This is a genomic window from Pseudomonas frederiksbergensis (assembly GCF_035751725.1).
GTDB lineage: Bacteria > Pseudomonadota > Gammaproteobacteria > Pseudomonadales > Pseudomonadaceae > Aquipseudomonas > Aquipseudomonas frederiksbergensis_A.
This window is the reverse complement of sequence record NZ_CP142104.1, coordinates 1841848-1859030: the sequence shown is the minus strand read 5'-3', so window position 1 is coordinate 1859030 and position 17183 is coordinate 1841848. Positions and strand designations below refer to the sequence as shown.

17 protein-coding genes and 1 tRNA gene are annotated in these 17183 nt (G+C 59.0%); 6 read left to right on the top strand and 12 right to left on the bottom strand.

The features are described 5' to 3' along the window. Nucleotides 1–27 precede the first annotated feature (27 nt). From VQ575_RS08345 to VQ575_RS08325, 5 genes are all read right to left on the bottom strand, one after another. Nucleotides 28–234: a hypothetical protein gene (locus VQ575_RS08345; protein ID WP_039593708.1), complete on the bottom strand. Its 207-nt coding sequence runs from the start codon at nucleotides 232–234 to the stop codon at nucleotides 28–30. 39 nt (nucleotides 235–273) lie between these two features. After that, nucleotides 274–447 (bottom strand): hypothetical protein, encoded by a 174-nt coding sequence (locus VQ575_RS08340; protein WP_196304790.1) that lies wholly within the window; start codon nucleotides 445–447, stop codon nucleotides 274–276. Between the two features lie 119 nt (nucleotides 448–566). Next, entirely contained in the window at nucleotides 567–977 is a 411-nt protein-coding gene (locus VQ575_RS08335) for a glycine zipper domain-containing protein (RefSeq protein ID WP_039593707.1), read from the bottom strand. Nucleotides 978–1633: 656 nt separating this feature from the next. After that, nucleotides 1634–3823 (bottom strand): response regulator, encoded by a 2190-nt coding sequence (locus tag VQ575_RS08330; protein WP_325919434.1) that lies wholly within the window; start codon nucleotides 3821–3823, stop codon nucleotides 1634–1636. 366 nt (nucleotides 3824–4189) lie between these two features. Then, nucleotides 4190–5362, bottom strand: a complete 1173-nt coding sequence (locus VQ575_RS08325; RefSeq protein ID WP_039593704.1) for a zinc-dependent alcohol dehydrogenase — start codon at nucleotides 5360–5362, stop codon at nucleotides 4190–4192. Nucleotides 5363–5612: 250 nt separating this feature from the next. Here VQ575_RS08325 and VQ575_RS08320 point away from each other — a divergent pair, with 250 nt between their 5' ends. Together VQ575_RS08320 and VQ575_RS08315 are read left to right on the top strand one after the other, a co-directional pair. After that, entirely contained in the window at nucleotides 5613–6299 is a 687-nt protein-coding gene (locus tag VQ575_RS08320) for an HD domain-containing protein (RefSeq protein ID WP_039593703.1), read from the top strand. An 18-nt stretch (nucleotides 6300–6317) separates the two neighbouring features. After that, complete coding sequence (locus VQ575_RS08315) at nucleotides 6318–6512, top strand: hypothetical protein (RefSeq protein ID WP_325919433.1); 195 nt, start codon at nucleotides 6318–6320, stop codon at nucleotides 6510–6512. 140 nt (nucleotides 6513–6652) lie between these two features. On the opposite strand, the gene dapF is transcribed toward VQ575_RS08315, so the two are convergent. Together dapF and VQ575_RS08305 are read right to left on the bottom strand one after the other, a co-directional pair. Continuing rightward, nucleotides 6653–7456, bottom strand: a complete 804-nt coding sequence (dapF, locus tag VQ575_RS08310) for a diaminopimelate epimerase (protein WP_325919431.1) — start codon at nucleotides 7454–7456, stop codon at nucleotides 6653–6655. Nucleotides 7457–7511: 55 nt separating this feature from the next. After that, nucleotides 7512–8084 (bottom strand): GNAT family N-acetyltransferase, encoded by a 573-nt coding sequence (locus VQ575_RS08305; protein WP_198727276.1) that lies wholly within the window; start codon nucleotides 8082–8084, stop codon nucleotides 7512–7514. Between the two features lie 203 nt (nucleotides 8085–8287). Between VQ575_RS08305 and VQ575_RS08300 the strand changes: the two genes are divergently transcribed. After that, complete coding sequence (locus VQ575_RS08300; protein WP_411829939.1) at nucleotides 8288–9265, top strand: DMT family transporter; 978 nt, start codon at nucleotides 8288–8290, stop codon at nucleotides 9263–9265. Here the strand turns inward: VQ575_RS08300 and VQ575_RS08295 are convergent. From VQ575_RS08295 to VQ575_RS08285, 3 genes are all read right to left on the bottom strand, one after another. Beyond that, nucleotides 9237–9731 carry a nuclear transport factor 2 family protein gene (locus VQ575_RS08295; RefSeq protein ID WP_411829938.1) on the bottom strand — a complete coding sequence of 165 codons (495 nt, stop codon included), beginning with the start codon at nucleotides 9729–9731 and terminating at the stop codon, nucleotides 9237–9239. The two genes, VQ575_RS08300 and VQ575_RS08295, sit on opposite strands and share 29 nt — an antisense overlap. Before the next feature lie 140 nt (nucleotides 9732–9871). Then, nucleotides 9872–10894: a UV DNA damage repair endonuclease UvsE gene (uvsE, locus tag VQ575_RS08290; protein ID WP_325919430.1), complete on the bottom strand. Its 1023-nt coding sequence runs from the start codon at nucleotides 10892–10894 to the stop codon at nucleotides 9872–9874. 234 nt (nucleotides 10895–11128) lie between these two features. After that, a tRNA-Ser gene (locus tag VQ575_RS08285) sits at nucleotides 11129–11218 on the bottom strand. A gap of 306 nt (nucleotides 11219–11524) precedes the next feature. Here VQ575_RS08285 and VQ575_RS08280 point away from each other — a divergent pair. From VQ575_RS08280 to VQ575_RS08270, 3 genes are all read left to right on the top strand, one after another. Further along, nucleotides 11525–12214: a crotonase/enoyl-CoA hydratase family protein gene (locus VQ575_RS08280; RefSeq protein ID WP_039593699.1), complete on the top strand. Its 690-nt coding sequence runs from the start codon at nucleotides 11525–11527 to the stop codon at nucleotides 12212–12214. Between the two features lie 187 nt (nucleotides 12215–12401). After that, the gene (locus VQ575_RS08275; protein ID WP_039593698.1) at nucleotides 12402–13124 is read left to right on the top strand and encodes a 1-acylglycerol-3-phosphate O-acyltransferase; all 723 of its coding nucleotides are present in this window, start codon (nucleotides 12402–12404) and stop codon (nucleotides 13122–13124) included. 136 nt (nucleotides 13125–13260) lie between these two features. Beyond that, entirely contained in the window at nucleotides 13261–14232 is a 972-nt protein-coding gene (locus tag VQ575_RS08270) for a magnesium and cobalt transport protein CorA (RefSeq protein WP_039593697.1), read from the top strand. Here the strand turns inward: VQ575_RS08270 and VQ575_RS08265 are convergent. Together VQ575_RS08265 and VQ575_RS08260 are read right to left on the bottom strand one after the other, a co-directional pair. Then, a complete protein-coding gene (locus tag VQ575_RS08265) occupies nucleotides 14210–14941 on the bottom strand; it encodes an amidotransferase (protein ID WP_039593696.1) in 732 nt (243 codons plus the stop codon). The genes VQ575_RS08270 and VQ575_RS08265 overlap by 23 nt on opposite strands. 85 nt (nucleotides 14942–15026) lie before the next feature. Further along, the gene (locus tag VQ575_RS08260) at nucleotides 15027–17171 is read right to left on the bottom strand and encodes a 3-hydroxyacyl-CoA dehydrogenase NAD-binding domain-containing protein (protein ID WP_325919429.1); all 2145 of its coding nucleotides are present in this window, start codon (nucleotides 17169–17171) and stop codon (nucleotides 15027–15029) included. Nucleotides 17172–17183: the final 12 nt, after the last annotated feature.

The following is a 17183-nucleotide window of genomic DNA, read 5'->3' as shown; positions in this document are numbered from 1 at the left end:
TGCCGCAAAATCGACGGGCGGAAGTGATCAGCTGGGCTTGCCCGAAGCATCGTCACCGGCGATATCCGGATCTTCCGGAGCCGCCTCGACGTCCTGGTCGTCGATTGGAACCTGCTCGACGCCGCTGTCCTCGTCATCAGGTGGCCGCTGATTGCGGCCCAGCGGGTCGGTGGGTGAGCCCAATGGATACTCCGGCGTTTCATCGTCTTCGGGAATGGGCGTGTCGGCAGTCATTTCAACCTCCTGGTGGCGCAGTTATCGGAGCAAGACGACTCAGTCGTAGGATTCGTCCTCAAGCTCGGCATCTTCATCCTCGATCAAGGGAACCTGGGCATCATCCATCAGGGAACCGGGATCTTCGTTGCCCGGATCGTTGACGCCCGGATCATTGATGAAGGGAACACCCGACGGGCCTTTTTCTTCCTTGCCTTCGGTTTCCGGCGTCATGGCAGACCTCACAATCGCAAGTGAATGTATGAATTCGAGGCGATGGGAACGCAAACGTTCCGGCCAAATGCCAATAAGCAAAAACCGGCACTAGGCCGGTTTTTTTAATGCGTGCTCACTCAGCGATGCTTTTTCTTGTGCTTGTGCTTCTTGCCGCCCGAATGGCCATCATTGTCGTTGGAAAGATTGCTGCCCAACGCACCGCCGGCAGCCCCGCCGATACCCGCGCCGATGGTGGATCCTGTCGATCCGCCCAAACGGTTGCCGACGATCGAACCGCCCGCCGAACCCAGGCCACCACCGATGGCTGCTTCCGTACGGCTGCCCTTGCGAGCCCCCACCGCACTGCCGGCCGCACCGCCGACACCCGCGCCAATCGCGGCGCCCGTGCTGCCGCCCATCTGCTGGCCGACCACATTACCCAACACACCGCCGAGACCACCGCCGACCGCAGCAGTACCGTCGCCAGCGGCCATCGCGCCCTGAGCGAGCACAAGCCCAAGCACCAAGGTGGACAAAGTCAAACGCATGATAAAAACCTCAAGAATGCCGCATCGGGGAAAAAGGGCCGGCGCGCGCGGGCGCGAGTGTACGCCAAACCGCAACAGCCATGACGGTTGGACCACAAACAGGAAGGTAGTTTTATGACAGGCAAAAAAAAGCCCGCTGGGGAAACGGGCAGGTACTGCTTTCTAACGGATGAGCTCAGACTACGCGGTCGAGTGTGAAAGAAACGTGAAAGCAATTGTCTGTAGGAAAAAAATAAAAAACACTTAGGAAACATCCTAATTTTACAAACCGACGTGCAAAAAAAGCCCCATTCGGTGACGGGGCTGCGCTGACGATTATTTCCTGATGGGTATACGGGGCAGGAACTTGGCTTTTTCCCCTCGCTGCACCTTGGGTACTTTCGTCCTGATGGACTTGATGGGCTCGTCGCCAAAATCTGATCGATAAGCCGCCTGACCACACTGTAAACCTTCGTTGACCGGATACGCGGCGCCATTTTCCTCGCTGTATGGTGCTCCCATCGCATTTCCCCTTTCGACGAGGCCGATACCGGCAACAACCGATTGCCTGGAAATATCGCCCTTCACGCCAATGAGACTAGCCGGTCATCAACAGACTGCATGTCCACAACAACTCAGGCTGACGAACGGAACCCACTGTTTCAAAAAAGAAACACCTAATCCGCACCCAGTATGGTCCGGCTCAGCACCCTGGAAACCTGGTCCGCGGAGTAAGGTTTGGACAAGAACTCGAAACCCTCATGACCGCTGCGGGCCAACTCCTCGCTATAGCCAGAGGTCAGTACCACCGGCAGGTCCGGGCGACGCTTGCGCAATTCCCTCGCCAGGGAAATACCGCTGATGCCTGGCATCACGACGTCGGAAAAGACGGCGTCGAACCGCGCCGCATCCGGGCCAATCATTTCCAGCGCCTGCTCGGCATTGGTCGCCCACTCCGTTTCGTACCCAAGGTCTTGCAGGATCTGATTGGCAAAACGTCCCACTTCCAGATTGTCCTCCACCACCAATACCCGACGCCGGCCTTTTTCCAGGACCAGATGCGTGGTTTCCTCCCGTCCTGGCGCCTGTACTTCCTCAGGCTCGACTTCCGGAAGATACAGCGTGAATACCGTGCCCTTCCCGACGACGGTTGACACATCGACGTTGCCTCCCGACTGCTTGGCAAAACCAAAGACCTGTGACAACCCCAGCCCTGTTCCTTTACCCACCTCCTTGGTGGTGAAGAACGGCTCGAAGATGTGCTCGAGTATGTCCGGCGTGATCCCCGTTCCGGTGTCCTCAAGAGCGATCGCGGCAAAGGCTTGCCCCGCCCCGGCATGGCCCCGGATCGGCGGCATGCTGTGACCGCAATCGAGCCTCAAACACAGCGTTCCCTGACCGTTCATGGCATCCCGGGCGTTCAAGGCCATGTTGATCAGCGCCGTTTCGAACTGGCTCAGGTCTGCGCGGATGTAGCAAGGCCGGTCACACAACTGGACCTTGACGTGGATGCGAGCCCCGGTCACGGTTTCGAGCATGTCCCCCAGGCTCTGCACTTGCTTGCCCACGTCGATGATTTCCGGCTTCAACGGTTGGCGCCGCGCAAACGCGAGCAACTGGCTGGTCAGCTTCGAAGCCCGCTCCACCGTCTCGGAAACGGCTGTCATGTAGCGCTGCCGGCGCTCATCGGACAGGTTGGGCATGCGCAGGAAGTCGACCGAAGAACGGATGATGGTCAATAGATTGTTGAAATCATGGGCCACGCCACCGGTGAGCTGGCCGATGGCTTCGAGCTTTTGCGACTGGCGAAGCGCCGCTTCAGTCTGTTTCAGTCGCGTGGTGCGCTCCTCGACTCGCTGCTCCAGAGTCGCGTTCAGCTCGGCCAGGGCCGCCAGGCCTTCACGCACCGCGACGTCCGCACGGGCACGCTCGATGTGAGCCCAGCATCGCTCGGTGACCTCCAGCAGCAATGTCAGGTCGTTCGGTGACCAGATCCTGGGCGTTTTGTCGTGGATCGCCATCAGGGCGGTCAAACGACCGTCCTTGATCAGCGGCACGCAAATAGTGGCCGCGATTCCTATCGACTGGAACGCTGCCGCTTCCTCTGGCGCCAGCTCCGCCAGGTTGTCGTTGATCACCAATGGCTTGCCGGCGCGCAGGTTGGTAACCGCCAACCGGCCGAAATCCGCCAGACGGTAATGCCCTTTGATGCTCGGCGAACCAGCTCTCGCCCAATCACCACGGATCGTAAAACCGTTCTCGTCCTCATCCATATCCGCATAGGCGCAGTTGGACAGGTTGAGGTGCGCCGCGAGGATGCGCGCGGTGGTCGCCATGATGACTTGCGGATCCGTGGCATTCGCCACGGCGCTGCCAATCGCATCAAGCACCGCCAGCCGTTGAGTCATGAGTACCGTAGAAGTCGTCTCGGTAACCGTGTCCAGCATGCCCACGACCTTGCCGAACTGATCGCGGATGGGGCTGTAGCAGAACGTGAAATAGGCTTGCTCGGGGCCGTCGCCGCGCTCGATGACCAGCGGGAAGTTTTCGATATAGGTCGCTTGCCCATTGAACGCCGCTTCCACGATCGGTCCGATATCGCTCCAGGCTTCTTGCCAGACCTCGTTGAACGGCCGCCCCAGCGCCTCGGGCTTGCTGCCAAGAATGGGCGCAAACGCGTCGTTGTATAGCGTGATCAAGTCCGGTCCCCACACAATTGCCTGGGGAAAGTGCGAGGCCAAGCTCAGCGCCGCTGTCGTCTTCAGCACATCGGGCCACTGCTCAGGCAACCCCAGCGGCGTGCCTTCCCAGTCATGGCTTCGCACCCGTTCAGCCATTTCTCCATAGCTCTGGAGCCAATCTGTCATGCGTTCGATCCTTCTCAGCCGCCAAAAAAACCATGGAGGGGGAGCGCTTGTGACCTCAAGCAAACGCGTATTATCCAGAGCTTAGTGGGAAATCGCGATTGGATTGTGGGAAGTGTCGGGCTGCAAATGGACAGTAATTGAGGAAAATGGGCGGAAGGATTACGGCAATTTCCTACATGTCTTGGGGAATAGCCCTGACGCAGGCGAGGGTCATGCCGAATCGTGGCGGGGGCTTGCTCCCGCCGGGCTGCATAGCGGCCCCATTTTGTGAGCGCTTCGCACTGGAGCGCCAGCCCGGTCAAGCGGGAGCAAGCTCCCTCGCCACGGGTTCAGCATTTTCTCAAGGCAACGTGGGGAGCGGAAGGTTCAAGGCTTGAGCACCACCTTCACGCAGCCATCTTTCTTGTCGCGGAAGGTGTTGTACATGTCCGGACCATCCTCAAGGCTCACGGTATGGGTGATGACGAAGCTCGGGTCGATCTGTCCCTCCTGGATGCGCTGGAGCAGGTCGTCGGTCCAGCGGTTCACGTGGGTCTGCCCCATCTTGAAAGTCAGGCCCTTGTTCATGGCGGCGCCGAACGGGATCTTGTCGATCAAGCCGCCATACACTCCGGGGATGGACAGCGTGCCAGCGGGGCGGCACACGTACATCATCTCGCGCAGCACGTGGGGGCGGTCGGACTCCAGCATCACCGCTTGCTTGACCCGATCGTAGAGGGAGTCGAACGAACGGGTCGCATGGGATTCCATGCCTACCGCGTCGATGCACTTTTCTGGCCCCTTGCCACCCGTCAGCTCGGCCAAGCGGTCCAGGACACTCTCGTCATCAAAGTTGATGGTAATAGCGCCCCCGGCCTTGGCCATGGCCAGGCGCTCGGGCACGTTGTCGATGCACACCACCTGCTTGGCCCCCAGGATCACCGCGCTGCGCACGGTAAACTGCCCCACTGGGCCGGCGCCCCAGATGGCCACGGTGTCGGTAGGCTGGATATCGCATTGCACGGCGGCCTGCCATCCGGTAGGAAAGATGTCCCCGAGAAAGAGCACTTGCTCATCGGTCAGGCCGTCCGGGATGACGACCGGGGTGAAGTCCGCGTAAGGCACCCGGACATATTCGGCTTGCCCGCCAGGATAGCCGCCGGTCAAGTGCGTATAGCCAAACAGCCCGGCAGTAGTGTGGCCGAAGGCCTTGTCGGCCAGGTCCTTGTTGCGGTTGCTGCGCTCACAGACCGAGAAATTACCTCGGCGGCATTGATCGCACTCACCGCAGCAAATCGTAAAGGGCACCACCACGCGATCGCCAATCTTCAGTTTCTTGTTGGCCGAGCCCACTTCCACCACTTCCCCCATGAACTCATGGCCCATGATGTCGCCATGCTTCATGCCGGGCATGAAGCCGTCGTACAAGTGCAGGTCCGAGCCACAAATCGCGCACGAGGTCACCTTGATAATCGCGTCTCGCGGGTCTTCTATGGTCGGATCGGGCAGATGGTCATCACAGCGGATATCTTTTTTTCCATGCCAGCGCAATGCTTTCATTTGGAACACCTCCAGGGCAGAGTCGGTGCGCCAGCCATGAAATTCCCTCGTTATGCGCACCTACTGATGTTTTCGTTCGGAGGGAACCCCGACTAGTTCAAAACATGTCTGTGCAGATAAGAAGGACGCGATAGACGGTTGCGCCGATGCTCAGGCTGAAAGCACCCTATGGTTGGAGCCACCAGGATGGATCCTCGTTCAAGCTTGTTGGGTGTCGCCTTTTTTCATTTTTTGAAGCGCAGGAGGAACGATGACGGGTTCGCCAGAAGGGAACGGTTCACTCCCGGCCAGCACACACGGCGACCTCGTCGTGGCCGAGGGCACAGGGCTCGCCGCCTGGGCTTGTGTCTGGGCGGAGCTGGGCGTTGAAAACGCGTCACGAGAAACGTACGAAACACTCATTCGACACTACAGCGAGCCGCATCGCGCTTACCACAACCTGCAGCATTTGAAGGAATGCCTTCAGGTGCGCCAGTGCGTCAACGCTACCTGCCAAGCCCCAGCCGAAGTCGACCTCGCGCTATGGTTCCATGATGCGATCTACGACCCTCTGCGCAGCGACAACGAGCTGCGCAGTGCGCAATGGCTGGACGACGTGGCACGTGATGGCGGCCTGGGCGATGAAACGCGACGCAGGCTTTACGACCTGGTCATGGTGACGCGACACGACGGTGCCCCAGCGTCGGCAGACGAAGCGGTGCTGGTGGACACGGATCTGGCGATCCTGGGGGCATCGTTCGAACGGTTCGAGGAATACGATCAGCAAATCCGCAGCGAGTATCAGCTTGTTCCACTGCCTGTATACCGCCAAAAACGGCGCCAGGTGCTTGAAGGCTTCCTGTCACGCGGGCGCATTTATACGACCGCAGCATACTTCGACGCATTCGAACAGCAGGCACGCGCCAATCTTGCACGTGCCATTGGCCGTCTCGACTGAAATGCCGGGACCAAAATAATGGATTACATTTTTGATTGCCTGATCAACACGTTGGCACATCGGATTGGCGCTTTCATCCTTCGCCTACTCAGCGGTGGCCGTTTCAAGGGAGAGAGCGGTTTTGCCTGGGGTTGGGCGGTTGTCGTCGGCGGTTTTGTGATGCTCGCACTTCTCGCGATTCTCATCGCCTTGCTTATCTTTACCAGCGGGTGAGGTGATAAACATTAATGTGAAGCGCGTCTGGTAGCTTGGCTGACCTGATTTTGCTCAGACATTCCGGGCGCCAGGACCGTATCCTGGAAAATAGCGCATAACTTTCCGATCAACCCTTTGGTGTCAGAAACCCAAACCGCTCAGCCGACGTTCAACGTCCCCGAAAAACTCGCCACCACCGGCCCGACAAGAAAGACAGACCCCACGCCATCCCATTGCACGGTCACACTTCCGCCATCGCATTCAACCTCGACGGTGCTGTCCAGCAAACCCCGACGAATTCCGTTAACAACCGCACCACAGGAGCAAGAACCTGACCCCAGCGCGACCCCGGCGCCACGCTCCCAGATGCGCAATCGAATGTGCCTGCGATCAATGATCTGGACGAAATGAACGTTGGTCTTGAGTGGAAATAGAGCGTCGGTTTCGATAGCCGGTCCGACCTTCGCGATATCAAGACCGGCCAGATCATCGACAAAATAGGTGCAGTGCGGATTGCCCATGCTGCACGCGGCTGGATTGCCAGCCAGTGGCAAGGCAGCGGTGTCCACTGCTTGCGCCAAAGGGATGTCCGACCAGTCGAAAAGCGGTACGCCCATGTCGACTGAAATGTTGCCGGTTGGGGTACGTTCGCAAGTCAGCAGACCACGGTGAGTGCGCAGCACCAGCGAAGTCACATTTGCTTCGCGCATGAGCAGGTCCGCCGCACCCCGCGTCGCGCTGCCACAAACATCCAGTGCGGAGCCATCCGCATTCCAGAAAATCAACCGCGCAGCGGCATCGTCGCAATCGAGCAGCACCGCGAGTTGGTTGAAGCCCACGCCGCGGTTGCGATCGCCCATTCGCTGCGCTATGGCACTTGTCACCGGACTGGCCGAGTTTCGTGAATCGACAATAACGAAGTCATCGCCGTTGGCGTGCATTTTGTGGAAGTTCAGCGGCATGAATTTGATCCTGGTATGGGTCTGGCCAAAGTGACTCGGAGCAATCTGGGCTCATTCAGGTACAACTGGGTGTCCTTGACGCAGCTTTTGCCCTAGACCACTCCTCAAGCGTCATTTCCCAAATTTCCTTGAGCAACGCCCCGCAGACAAAATCACCCTGCTGCGTCCCGATCATGCGCATCCCTTCACGCTCCGAAATCTTGCGCGAAGCCAGGTTGCCAACCGCCTTCGGCACTCGCATGACCGGACGCTCCAGCGTTTCGAACCAATAGCCGTTGATTACCGCGCAAGCCTCGCGCATGTAGCCTTTTCCCTGCCATTGCTGTGCCAGCCAGAAACCGCGGTTATTGCCTGGCTGGTCGTAGAGGCTGATGTTGCCGATGCGCTGTGTGGGCTCTTCGGCTAAACGAATCATCCAGTGCCACTCGCGTCCGGCGGCAACGGCGGGCAGCGCATGGTCGCGCACGTAGGTCAGCGCGCCGTCAGCCGGGTAAGGCCAGGGTACGCGGCGGTCCAGGTAACGGACCACTTCCCAATGTGGGAATAGCCGTTGAATTGCCGGTGCGTCCGTCAGCGCCAAGGGCGTGAGGATGAGGCGGCGGGTTTGGAAGGTGGGGATGATTCCCAAGGTAAATTCCTTTTTTGATGTTGTGGCGTCCTGCAGAGCGGATGCTGCCAGCTTGAGTCGGAAAAGCCAGGTTGCACACTCAGCCACCGCAACTTCCAATCACATCGTTTCACGACCTACACTGAAGGCGCCCAGTACATTGAACCGCATACCGATGATGAAATCGACGTTCATTGGTGGCGTATCGGAGAACCTGCCTGACATTGAAGACGCACTCAAACCTCATCGCCGGTGTAGCCCTCGCAATCGTCGCGACACTGAGCTGGGCGTTGAATTTCATCGCGCCCTACGTCACCGGCGCCTATACGATCCATGATTTGTTGGTCGTAAGGTTCCTGATTGCCGGTGCCTTGGGCCTGGGTGTCGTGCTGCTTTATCGGGCCCAGTTGAGGCTACTGCATCGCGACCAGGTGCTTCTGGGCGCAAGCCTGGGCGTGATCGGCTACCTCGGTTATAGCGCGTGCATCGCCGCCGGCATCATTTTCGGCGGGCCGGTGCTGACCCCGGCCTTCATTGGAATGGTGCCGGTATTGCTGGCGCTGCTGGGCAACGCCACCTCCAAGACCCTCCAGTGGCGCAAACTGGCGATCCCACTGATATTCCTGACGGTCGGACTTCTGCTGTCGAATCTCGGCGCGCTCCATCAACCCGTTGCAGGCGGCGGATCGTGGTTGATGGGATTATTGTTTTCAATCGGAGCCGTGATCTTGTGGCTCGCATTCAGTTGGTTGAACCAGCGCGCCTTGCTCACGCTGCCAGCCCACGCGTCTGGCGCGTGGACCGGCCTCATGATGACTGGCGCCGGCCTGGGCACCTTGTGCTTGTTACCGGTGGTACAAGCGTTCGACCTGTTCAAACTACCGAGCCTGGGTTTCAGCGTTCCCGTTGCGGGGCATTTATATCTCTGGGGTTTCGTGATCGCGTTGATGTCATCCTTTGTCGGGGCCTGGGCCTGGAACGCCGCGTCGCGGCGTTTGCCCATGGTGCTTTCCGGGCAATTGATCGCCCTGGAGTCGCTGTTCGCGACGCTGCTTGGCTTGTGGTTTCACGGCCGGCTGCCGACGCTCCTGGAAACGTCGGGGCTTGCGGCGGTGCTGGTTGGGGTGGTCATGGGGGTGCGGATCATCCTGACGACGCGGGATCCTGTAAAAGTTATTGCGCTGGCGTCACCCGACGCATGAGCTCATCCAGGACATAAGTGTCCAACAATGCCGTCACTTGTATGATTTGCCCGTCCTTGAGCGTCATGTGCCACATATAAGTATTGTTATAGGGCTTGTGATCAAGTGCTGTGGCTGTGCCACGCCAGAGAACAACCACGACATCGTTCTCAGCGATGATGCTTTGCACCGTTGGGACAATCGGCGTAGCCAACCGAGCGGTGATCGGGCGCACGGCTCGGGCCAGCTCAGCCTTGCTGGTGTAGACACCGGACACAGGGCTTGTCCCAGCCACCGTCCATTTCGCATCGGGCGCCAGCAGGTCGAACACCGTGCCTTTGCCCTGCTGCCAATTCGCAAAAGCCTGGCGGACCAGATCCGTATTAGTGTCTTGAACGCTTTCCGAAGCCCAGCTGCTGCCAGCTGAGAATAGGAAAGACAGTGCGAGCACTCGGGCTTGCCAAGCCAAACTCATCCACTTGGTCATGATGTTCTCCCACAGCAATTAAGTTGAGACGTTCTTTCAAGAAAACCTTAACGGCCCATGAGAAAAGGTCTTTGCTCGATACTGCTGCGCGGTTGCCTGATGCTGTTTGGTGCTGGGCCAGCCCGGATTTTGTCATTCGATTAACGCTGGACAACGTCCTCATAAAAATCCTGCGCTGCCACGTTCTTGTCCTTGGCCTCCAACATTATGTCGAACCGGTCCAGAAACCTGAGGGCGTACTGGTTCGTCCAGCGATTCCACATTTGCGCGCTGTGGCCGTATAGGTCTCGCTTGGACACCACCTTCAACAACGCTTCCATCTCAAGCTTATCGTCTGCATCGAAACCCAACTCCTGCAGTCGCTCCGGTGGTTGCGAGTAATGCATGGTGGGCCGTACGCCGCGCCAACTTTCAATGATGCGATCGACTCGTGGGGAATCCGGCGCGATGTAATCGTTCTCGTTGATCCAACAGTGATGGATATCCAGCACGACGGGCGCCAGATCGGAGAGTTGCAGGCAGTCATCCACTCCGTAGGTCTTTTCATCGTTCTCGAAGGTGATGCAATTGCGCGCCACCTCTGACAACCGCGGCCAGACCGAACGTATCCCCTCGCCCCCTAGCCGCCCGGCGATGTGCACATTGCATTTAAAATCCTGGAAACGTTGACCGAAGCCCATCATCCGGATCATGTCGGCGTGGTATTCGAACTCGGCGAGACTGTTCTCCACCACCGGCGGCTTATCCGAACCCAGCACGCAATATTGGCCAGGATGAAAGGACAGCCGGATATCCGCTGAACGCGCCAGCGCACCAATCGCGCCGAAGCGTTTTTCCAGTTGGCTTTGAATGGCAGGGTCCTGATAGAACGCGCTCACTTTCGGATGACTATAGAACGGCAACAGATCGCTGCTCAGTCGAAGCATGCGCAAGGTCGGGGGCAGCTCGGCGACGTAGGCGATAAGGCGCAACTGCGCGTCGAGGTTGTGCGTGATGATTTCCAACAGCTTGTCGCGGGCGACCCGTGGAGAGACGCTGTCCATCCATCGTAACGTCGTGGTGCGCGGACTGAAGGGGGCTTCGATTGTCTTTAGCGCAGCCGCCGAGAGGCCGCGATCAGGATGTCGGTATTGGCAGGCGAAGCCAATTCGGGGGTGGGTCATGGGAGGTCCTGGCCGTTGTCCGTGTTGGCGGTAGACATCCTGGGGAGCGAGTCGTCCTTTTTGATGGGTCCTTGAAACAGCTTTCCTGGAAACTGTTCGGGATCTCAGGCAGTACCAGCCAGAACAGAGGCGTGGCTGTTCCCAAATCGTTCCCATATCGCCCTTTTCCAGACACCAAAAACCACAAACCCCCGACTTTCTCTAGGAAAATCAGGGGTTTGTGTTTGTAGAATGTGGCGGTGAAGGAGAGATTCGAACTCTCGATACAGTTTCCTGTATACACACTTTCCAGGCGTGCTCCTTAAGCCACTCGGACACTTCACCGTGTCTCGGCAAACTGTTCAGTCTGTCGAGGCGCGCTAATGTAGTCGAAAGCCTTTGCGATGGCAAAGCTTTTTTTCAGAATTTTCATGTGGTTAAGGCTGGCAGCGTTTCAATCGGGCCGGAGCATGGCAAACCGGCCAAACTCTGGCTTTGTCTGCGTACCGAAGTAAAGAAGCGGGCGCGGCCTGTGGGGCGGGCAAGGCCGTTTGGGAGGGGCGGGGCTGACCGGTGAGTCAGTCACGGTGCTTTACCTGGCCTGCGACGGTGGGTAACGTCTGCTTCATCTTTCTTACAAGGAATAAAGTCATGAGCGACTTGATTGCCTACCATCTCGAAGACGGTATCGCGACCCTGACCTTGAACAACGGCAAGGTCAATGCCATTTCGCCTGATGTGATCGTCGCGTTTAACGCCGCGCTGGACCAGGCGGTGGCCGATCGCGCGGTGGTGATCATTACCGGCCAACCGGGAATTCTGTCGGGCGGGTACGATTTGAAAGTGATGACCGCCGGCCCCAAGGAAGCGGTGAGTCTGGTGGCGTCCGGTTCGACCCTGGCCCGCCGCTTGCTGTCCCACCCCTTCCCTGTCGTTGTCGCTTGCCCCGGGCATGCCGTGGCCAAGGGTGCGTTCCTGTTGTTGTCGGCGGACTACCGCATTGGTGTCGAGGGACCGTTCACCATCGGTCTGAACGAAGTGCAGATTGGCATGACCATGCACCACGCGGGCATCGAGTTGGCCCGGGACCGGTTGCGCAAATCGGCGTTCCACCGCTCGGTCATCAATGGCGAGATGTTCAGTCCCCAGGGCGCCGTGGACGCGGGCTTTTTCGACAAAGTGGTGTCGCCGGATGAATTGCAGGCCGCGGCACTGGAAGCGGCACGCCAGTTGAAGAAAATCAACATGACCGCCCACAAGAATACCAAGCTGAAGGTTCGCAAGGCGCTGCTGGATGCGTTGGACAGCGCGATATTGCTGGATCAGGAATACATGGGCTGAACCGTGGTTGAAGCAAGGTCTACGACACCTGCGGCTTGAAAATCGGCAACCGCTCTAAGCCGCTTGTTGCGCAGCGTTTCGAAACATCAGCTTAAACATCGTCCATCTCCTACCTCTATAGGGACAATTGCTGAAAACAGTGCACATCCGTACACTGCGCCACCTTTTGTCCCAATGGGCCTTGTTGATGTTGTTTGCATTGCGTATGTCGTTGATGGGCCTGCACTTTATCCTGGCGGGTGTGTTGGGTGTGATTCTCGGTGTTTGCCGGCCGTTCAATCCTGACAACAGCCGTTTATGCGCCAGGCTCTATGCAGTCCCTGCGATGTGGATCCTGCGCCTGCGGGTCAAGGCCGAAGTCGACACGCTGATGAATAAAGCCCATAGCAGCGTGATCATCGCCAATCACCAGTCCAACTATGATTTGTTCGTCTTCGGCAACGTGGTGCCGCGTCGTACCGTGTGCATTGGCAAGAAGAGCCTGAAATGGGTGCCGCTGTTCGGTCAGTTGTTCTGGCTGGCGGGCAACGTGTTGATTGACCGCGGCAATGCGATCAAGGCCCGCAAGTCGATGCTGACCACCACCCACACCTTGCAGCACGAGGACACCTCCATCTGGGTGTTCCCGGAAGGCACGCGCAACCTGGGCGAGGAGTTGTTGCCGTTCAAGAAAGGCGCGTTCCAGATGGCGATTGCCGCCGGGGTGCCCATCATCCCGGTGTGTGTCAGCACCTATATCAAGCATATGCAGCTTAATCGCTGGCGCAGTGGCGACATTCTCATACGCTCTCTGCCGGCGATTCCTACAACGGGCCTGAGCATGGATGACATGCCCCGCCTCATCGCCCAATGCCGTGAGCAGATGCGCGAGTGCATCGAGACGATGGACCGGCAGTTGCAGATCGGCTGAACAGGAAACCCGCCCATACGGCGGGTTTTCTTTTGCGGCGAACTCAGCGGATTTTGCTGACTCTCAATCAGCGTGGCGCGCTAAGCTGGACGCTGCCTGCCACTGCCAAATTTCCAAGAAGAAGTGAACCATCATCATGGGTAGAGTTGTTGCTGCTGCGGTTTACAGCGCCGGGAAGAAAATTACCAATATCACCCTCGACGAAGGCAGCGCCTGGGCTGCCAAGCCCGGACACTTCGTGTGGATCGGCCTCGAAGAGCCCAGCACCCAGGAGCTGACCAACCTGCAACGCCAGTTCGACCTGCATGAGCTGGCGATTGAAGATGCGATGGAGAAGCACAGCCGCCCGAAGCTGGAAACCTTCGGCGATGCGCTGTTCATCGTCACGTATTCGCCGGTGCGCAAGGACGGCAAGCTGCAATTCATCGAAACCCATATCTTCGCCGGCAAGGGCTACATCATTACCGCCCGCAACGGTCATTCGGCGTCCTACGCCCATGTCCGCCAGCGTTGTGAGGCTCGTCCGATCCTGCTGGAGCATGGCGAGGATTTCGTCCTCTACGCAATTCTCGATTTCGTCATTGAGAACTACCAGCCGGTGGGCGAAGCCATTCATGCCGAGATCGACGAGCTTGAGCGCAACGTGTTGTGCAGCGCCCTGAATGAACGAGATATCCAGAACCTCCACAGCCTGCGTCGCGACGTGCTGCGCCTGCGTCGCTACGCAGCGCCCATGGTGGAGATCAGCGAAGAGCTGCAGCGCCTGGACTTCCCCTTCATCGACAAGAACATGAGCCCGTACTTCCGCGATGTGCAGATTCATGTCACGCGGCAGATGGAAGACCTGGCGACCCTGGCGGACATCGCCAGCCAGACCATTGAAATCGGCGTGCTGCTCGAAGCCTCACGCCAGAGCGTTGTGCAACGCAAGTTCGCCGCATGGGCGGCGATCCTGGCGTTTCCGACGGCGGTGGCCGGCATCTACGGGATGAACTTCGAGAACATGCCGGAGCTAACCTGGCACTACGGGTACTTCCTGGTGCTCGGGTTCATCGGGGTGGGATGTACCGCGCTGTGGGCAAGCTTCAAGCGGTCGGGGTGGTTGTAGGCTTGTGGGCGACAAACCGCATCATCCACTCGGCCACGGTGGTGCCGTGATGCTCTTGTTCGAGGCTCGCCACGCCCTGGCTGTAGATTTTTTCGCCGAGGTGTTGCTGGCGAATCTCCAACAAGGCGCGGGAATAATCGTGGATGAATTCCGGGTGGCCCTGGAAGCACAGGACCTGATCATTGATGTGATAGGCCGCATACGGGCAGAAATCGCTCGAAGCAATGACGGTGGCGTTTTCCGGTAGCTCGGTGACCTGATCCTGATGGCTGATCAACAAGGTCAACTCCTCCATCACCGGGTTCATCCACGGGGCCTTGGCCGCGAGCTTGTAGCGATGGGTGCCCACCCCCCAACCCTGGCTGGCGCGCTCGGTCTTGCCGCCCAGCAACAACGCCAGCAGTTGATGACCAAAGCAGACGCCCAGCAACTTGTCGCCACGTTGGTAGCGGTCCATGAGGTAGGTCTTGAGCGTCTGTATCCACGGATCGGTACCGAAGGAATCCGCCTTGCTGCCGGTGACCAGGTAAGCGTCGAACTGCTCATCATCGCTTGGGTATTGCCCTTGCACCACGTTGTACACGACAAACTCGGCCGCTACGGGCTGCTGCGAAAACAGGCGCTGGAACATCTGCCCGTAGCCCTGATATTGGTCGACCAGTTCTGGACGCAGGACATCGGTTTCCAGAATGCAGATGCGTAGCGACATAAAAAATACCTGACACGATGATGGGAATATTGCACACCCCAGAGCCTGCCCTGAAACACCGTCTCAAGGCAAGTCCCATGCGCGGTCAGAACAGTGCCTGAGCGGCGGCCTTTTCCAGCAACAAGGCGGGTGGCGCAAAACGCTCCCCATATTGTTCGGCCAAGTACTGGCTGCGGGCGATAAACGCCTGCAAACCGTACTGGTTGATGAACTGCAAGGCCCCGCCTGTCCAGGCCGCGAATCCGATACCGAAGATCGAGCCGATATTGGCATCCGCCGTCGACGTGACAACGCCCTCCTCGACGCAGCGGACGGTTTCCAAAGCCTGGATGAACAGCAGGCGATCCCGAATATCCTGGGCAGGAATTTGCCCGGCAGGTTTCTCGAAACGCTCCTTGAGCCCCGGCCAGAGGTATTTCTGCCCTTGGGCGGGGTACTCGTAAAAACCGGCCCCGGCCGTTTTACCCGGCCGCTTGTATTCTTCGAGCAGCAGGTCGATCACGGCGAATGCGGGGTGCTCGGGCGGTGCTTTCCCTTCTGTTCGCGAGTCGATGGCGGCCTGCGCGCGGATATGGCTCATCAGGCTGAGGGAAACTTCGTCGCAGACAGCCAGCGGTCCGATCGGCATCCCGGCCTTGCGTGCCTCGGTTTCGATCATTGGCGCACTCACGCCCTCGCCGAGCATCGCGATGCCTTCATGGATGAAGGCGCCGAACACTCGTGAAGTGAAAAAACCACGACTGTCATTCACGACAATCGGTGTCTTGTCGATTTGCCGGGCAAAATCAAAGCCACGGGCGAGCGTCTCGTCGCTGGTACGGGCGCCCCGGATAATCTCGACCAAGGGCATCTTTTCCACCGGACTGAAGAAGTGCAAGCCGATAAATTTGCCCTCGTCCGGCACTGCCCTCGCCAGGCCGGTTATGGGTAAGGTCGAGGTGTTGGAGGCGATAACCGCGTCCGGGCCGGCCACCGCCTGGGCTGCGGCCGTCACGCTGGCTTTGAGGGCGCGGTCTTCAAATACGGCTTCGATGATCAGATCGCAACCGGCCAGGTCCACATCGCTGTCGCTCGGCTGGATCCGCGCCAACGTGGCGTCGCGCTGTTGCGCGGTGAGTTGGCCGCGGGCGACTTTCTTGTCCAGCAGTGCCGCCGCGCGCGCCCTGCCCTTCTGTGCTGCGGCCAGATCGACGTCCTTGAGCACCACGTCAATGCCTGCTGTCGCTGTGACATAGGCGATACCCGCGCCCATCATTCCGGCGCCGAGCACAGCGATTTTTTTTGTCAGAAAAGGCGCATAGCCTTGGGGGCGAGAGCCTCCGGCCTTGATCTCGTTGAGTTGGAACCAGAACGTGCCGATCAGGTTTTTCGCCACCTGTCCGGTTGCCAGTTCAGTGAAATAACGGGTTTCGATCAGCAGCGCCGCATCAAGGCCTACCTGCGCGCCTTCCACCGCGGCACAGAGGATCTTCTCCGGTGCCGGCAGGCAACCCTGGGTCTTGTTGCGCAGGATCGAAGGCGCGATCGCCAGCATCTGGGCGACGGTCGGGTCGGACGGCGTGCCCCCAGGGATTCGATAGCCCTTCCTGTCCCACGGCTGGGCCACGCTCGGGTTGGCGAGGATCCATGCCCTGGACTTGGCCAATAGCTCGTCGCGATCGGCCGCCAGCTCATCGATCAGGCCGGCCTGCAACGCTTGTTGCGGACGAACCCGCGTGCCTTCGAGCAAATACGGCAAGGCCTTTTCCAAGCCCAGCAAGCGTACCATCCGCACCACACCGCCGCCGCCCGGCAACAGGCCAAGGGTGACTTCCGGCAGGCCGACCAGCACCGACGGGTGATCCAATGCCACCCGATGATGGCAAGCCAGGCAGATTTCCCAGCCACCGCCCAGGGCCGCACCGTTGATAGCGGCGACCACCGGTTTGCCGAGGGTCTCCAACGCGCGCAGTTGCGCCTTGATGTCAGACACCGTTTTGTAAAAAGCCTGGGCCTGGGATTTGTCGACCTGGACCAGCTCGTTCAGGTCGCCACCGGCAAAAAAAGTCTGCTTGGCGGATGTGATGATCACGCCGGCAATCGAGTCTTTCTCGGCGCTCAGGCGAGCAACGCAGGCGGCCATCGCCTCGCGATACACCGCGTTCATGGTGTTGGCGGCCTGCCCCGGCATGTCCAGGGTCAGCACGACGATCCGGTCCGGCCCGGTTTCGTAACGAATGGCATCGGTCATGAAATGTGTTCC

What these genes read in the sequence shown, in the direction of transcription:
- dapF (WP_325919431.1), bottom strand. Translation starts at nt 7,456, where the DNA reads ATGCCGCTGAACTTCCACAAAATGCACGCCAACGGCGATGACTTCGTT.
- VQ575_RS08315 (WP_325919433.1), top strand. Translation starts at nt 6,318, where the DNA reads ATGGATTACATTTTTGATTGCCTGATCAACACGTTGGCACATCGGATT.
- VQ575_RS08340 (WP_196304790.1), bottom strand. Translation starts at nt 447, where the DNA reads ATGACGCCGGAAACCGAAGGCAAGGAAGAAAAAGGCCCGTCGGGTGTT.
- VQ575_RS08320 (WP_039593703.1), top strand. Translation starts at nt 5,613, where the DNA reads ATGACGGGTTCGCCAGAAGGGAACGGTTCACTCCCGGCCAGCACACAC.
- VQ575_RS08270 (WP_039593697.1), top strand. Translation starts at nt 13,261, where the DNA reads ATGGGTAGAGTTGTTGCTGCTGCGGTTTACAGCGCCGGGAAGAAAATT.
- VQ575_RS08260 (WP_325919429.1), bottom strand. Translation starts at nt 17,171, where the DNA reads ATGACCGATGCCATTCGTTACGAAACCGGGCCGGACCGGATCGTCGTG.
- VQ575_RS08265 (WP_039593696.1), bottom strand. Translation starts at nt 14,941, where the DNA reads ATGTCGCTACGCATCTGCATTCTGGAAACCGATGTCCTGCGTCCAGAA.
- uvsE (WP_325919430.1), bottom strand. Translation starts at nt 10,894, where the DNA reads ATGACCCACCCCCGAATTGGCTTCGCCTGCCAATACCGACATCCTGAT.
- VQ575_RS08335 (WP_039593707.1), bottom strand. Translation starts at nt 977, where the DNA reads ATGCGTTTGACTTTGTCCACCTTGGTGCTTGGGCTTGTGCTCGCTCAG.
- VQ575_RS08325 (WP_039593704.1), bottom strand. Translation starts at nt 5,362, where the DNA reads ATGAAAGCATTGCGCTGGCATGGAAAAAAAGATATCCGCTGTGATGAC.
- VQ575_RS08295 (WP_411829938.1), bottom strand. Translation starts at nt 9,731, where the DNA reads ATGACCAAGTGGATGAGTTTGGCTTGGCAAGCCCGAGTGCTCGCACTG.
- VQ575_RS08330 (WP_325919434.1), bottom strand. Translation starts at nt 3,823, where the DNA reads ATGACAGATTGGCTCCAGAGCTATGGAGAAATGGCTGAACGGGTGCGA.
- VQ575_RS08275 (WP_039593698.1), top strand. Translation starts at nt 12,402, where the DNA reads ATGTTGTTTGCATTGCGTATGTCGTTGATGGGCCTGCACTTTATCCTG.
- VQ575_RS08345 (WP_039593708.1), bottom strand. Translation starts at nt 234, where the DNA reads ATGACTGCCGACACGCCCATTCCCGAAGACGATGAAACGCCGGAGTAT.
- VQ575_RS08280 (WP_039593699.1), top strand. Translation starts at nt 11,525, where the DNA reads ATGAGCGACTTGATTGCCTACCATCTCGAAGACGGTATCGCGACCCTG.